This is a genomic window from Pseudomonas sp. AGC41 (genome assembly GCF_057334555.1).
Map to the genome: position 1 here is coordinate 40,591 of NZ_JBHFJB010000066.1, position 2,657 is coordinate 43,247.

A 2,657-nucleotide genomic window follows, 5' to 3' on the forward strand; every position below is an offset into this window, starting at 1 on the left:
GCTCACGAAAGCGCTGGACCAGTCACCGGTGCCACCCAAACAAATAGCACGTTCCGTTTCCCAGGCATTCGCTATATATTCTGCTATATAGCGAACCCATCCCACGGAACCCTGCCAATGCGCTCGAACCCTTTCGCCCCGCTGCTGCTGGCTACCTGCTTTTGTGTCAGTGCCGCCCAAGCCGACGAGGTGCAGGTAGCGGTCGCCGCCAACTTCACTGCGCCGATCCAGACCATCGCCGCCGATTTCGAAAAAGACACCGGCCATAAGCTGATAGCCGCCTATGGCGCGACCGGGCAGTTTTATACGCAGATCAAGAATGGTGCGCCGTTCGAAGTCTTCCTCGCCGCCGACGACACCACCCCGGCCAGGCTCGAAAGCGAAGGCGCTACCGTCAAGGGCTCGCGCTTCACCTATGCGATCGGCACGTTGGCGCTGTGGTCGGCCAAGGACAACTACGTCGACAACCAGGGCCAGGTCCTGCGCGCCAATGCGTTCAAGCACCTGTCCATCGCCAATCCGAAAACCGCGCCGTATGGCCTGGCCGCGACCCAGGTTCTGGAAAAACTCGGGCTGTCCGCGCCGGTCAAGAACAAGCTCGTCGAAGGCCAGAACATCACCCAGGCCTATCAGTTCGTCTCCACCGGCAATGCCGAACTGGGCTTCGTCGCCCTGTCCCAGGTGTACAAGGACGGCAAGCTGGCAAGCGGTTCGGCATGGATCGTCCCGGCCGAGCTGCATGATCCGATCAAACAGGACGCGGTGATTCTCGACAAAGGCCGGGACAACCCCGCCGCCCAGGCCTTGATGGAATACCTCAAGGGTCCGCGAGCCGCCGCCATCATTCAGTCCTTCGGTTATCAACGCTGATGCCGCTGACCAGCGCCGACTACGCGGCCATCTGGTTGACGCTGAAACTGGCGTCGCTGACCACGGTGATCCTGCTGCTCATCGGCACGCCCATCGCCCTGTGGCTGTCACGCACCCAATCCTGGCTGCGCGGGCCGGTGGGCGCGACGGTGGCCCTGCCGCTGGTGTTGCCGCCCACCGTGATCGGCTTTTATCTGTTGCTGGCGCTGGGTCCGAACGGCTGGATCGGCCAGTTCACCCAGGCTCTCGGCCTGGGCACCCTCACCTTCAGCTTTACCGGGCTGGTGATCGGCTCGGTGATCTATTCCATGCCGTTTGTTGTCCAGCCGTTGCAGAACGCGTTTTCCGCCATCGGCAATCGTCCACTGGAAGTCGCCGCCACGCTGCGAGCGGGCCCGTGGGACACTTTTTTCCACGTCATCCTGCCCTTGGCCCGACCGGGTTTCATCACCGCGGCGATTCTCGGTTTCGCCCACACGGTCGGCGAGTTCGGCGTGGTGCTGATGATCGGCGGCAACATCCCGGAAAAGACCCGGGTGGTGTCGGTGCAGATCTACGACCATGTCGAAGCCCTCGAATATGCCCAGGCCCATTGGCTGGCGGCGGCGATGCTGGTGTTTTCCTTCCTGGTGTTGCTGGCGCTGTACTCCAGCCGCCGAGCCCGTGCCGGCTGGAGCTGAGCGATGATCCAGGCAAGATTTCAACTCGACCACGGCGACTTTTCCCTGGACCTGAACGTGCAGTTGCCTGGCAGTGGAGTGACGGCGCTGTACGGCGAATCCGGCTCCGGCAAGACCACCTGCCTACGCTGCATCGCCGGGCTGGAGCGACCTTCCCAGGGCTTCATCGAGATCAATGGCGAGGTCTGGCAAGACAGTGAGCGTGGCGTATTCGTGGCACCTCATCAGCGCGCGCTGGGCTACGTTTTCCAAGAGGCGAGCCTGTTTGATCACTTGTCGGTGCGCGACAATCTGGCGTTCGGCCTCAAGCGCGTTGCACCGGCGCAACGGCGCGTGGACATGACCCACGCGACGGAACTGCTCGGCATCGGTCACCTCCTCGACAGGCACCCCCATAACCTCTCCGGCGGCGAACGCCAGCGCGTCGGCATCGCCCGCGCCTTGTTGACCAGCCCGCGACTGCTGCTGATGGACGAGCCACTGGCGGCCCTCGATACGCGGCGCAAAAACGAAATCCTGCCTTACCTGCAACGGCTCCACGATGAACTGGACATCCCGGTACTGTACGTCAGCCATTCCCAGGACGAAGTCGCGCGCCTGGCTGATCACATCGTGCTGCTCGATGCCGGGCGTGCCCTGGCCAGCGGACCGATCGCCGAGACCCTGGCGCGGCTCGACCTGCCACTGGCCCAGGGCGACGACGCGGGCGTGGTGATCCAGGGCAAAGTCAGCGCCCATGATCCGCAGTACCAGCTACTCACCCTGACGCTGCCCGACAGCCAGCTCCAGGTGCGTGTCGCCCATCAGCCGATGGCTGTAGGCCGACCGTTGCGCTTCAAGGTACAGGCGCGGGATGTCAGCCTGAGCCTGGCGAACGATGCACAGACCAGCATTCTCAATCGCCTGCCGGTCACGGTCATCAGCGAACTGGCGGGCGACAACGCGGCTCATGTACTGATCCGGCTGGAGGCCGCCGGCACGCCGTTGCTGGCGCGGATTACCCGATATTCCCGGGATCAGTTGCAGCTGCATCCGGGGCAGATGGTGTGGGCGCAGATCAAAGCGGTGGCGGTGTTGGCGTAGGTCTATCTACACAACCCCTGTGGG

Annotated in this window: 3 protein-coding genes; all 3 read left to right on the top strand. The window is 63.4% G+C overall.

All coding sequences use genetic code 11. From position 1 onward, the window contains the following. Positions 1–117: 117 nt before the first annotated feature. Genes modA through modC form a run of 3 tightly spaced genes read left to right on the top strand, consistent with a single transcriptional unit; the run spans position 118 to position 2,633 of the window. Positions 118–870 (top strand): molybdate ABC transporter substrate-binding protein, encoded by a 753-nt coding sequence (gene modA / locus ACE04F_RS12580; protein WP_486107091.1) that lies wholly within the window; start codon positions 118–120, stop codon positions 868–870. Beyond that, entirely contained in the window at positions 870–1,550 is a 681-nt protein-coding gene (gene modB, locus ACE04F_RS12585; RefSeq protein WP_486107093.1) for a molybdate ABC transporter permease subunit, read from the top strand. The genes modA and modB overlap by 1 nt, the downstream gene beginning before the upstream one ends. A 3-nt stretch (positions 1,551–1,553) precedes the next feature. Next, positions 1,554–2,633, top strand: coding sequence for a molybdenum ABC transporter ATP-binding protein (modC, locus tag ACE04F_RS12590; protein ID WP_486107095.1), 1,080 nt, complete (start codon positions 1,554–1,556; stop codon positions 2,631–2,633). The last annotated feature ends 24 nt before the right edge of the window (positions 2,634–2,657 follow it).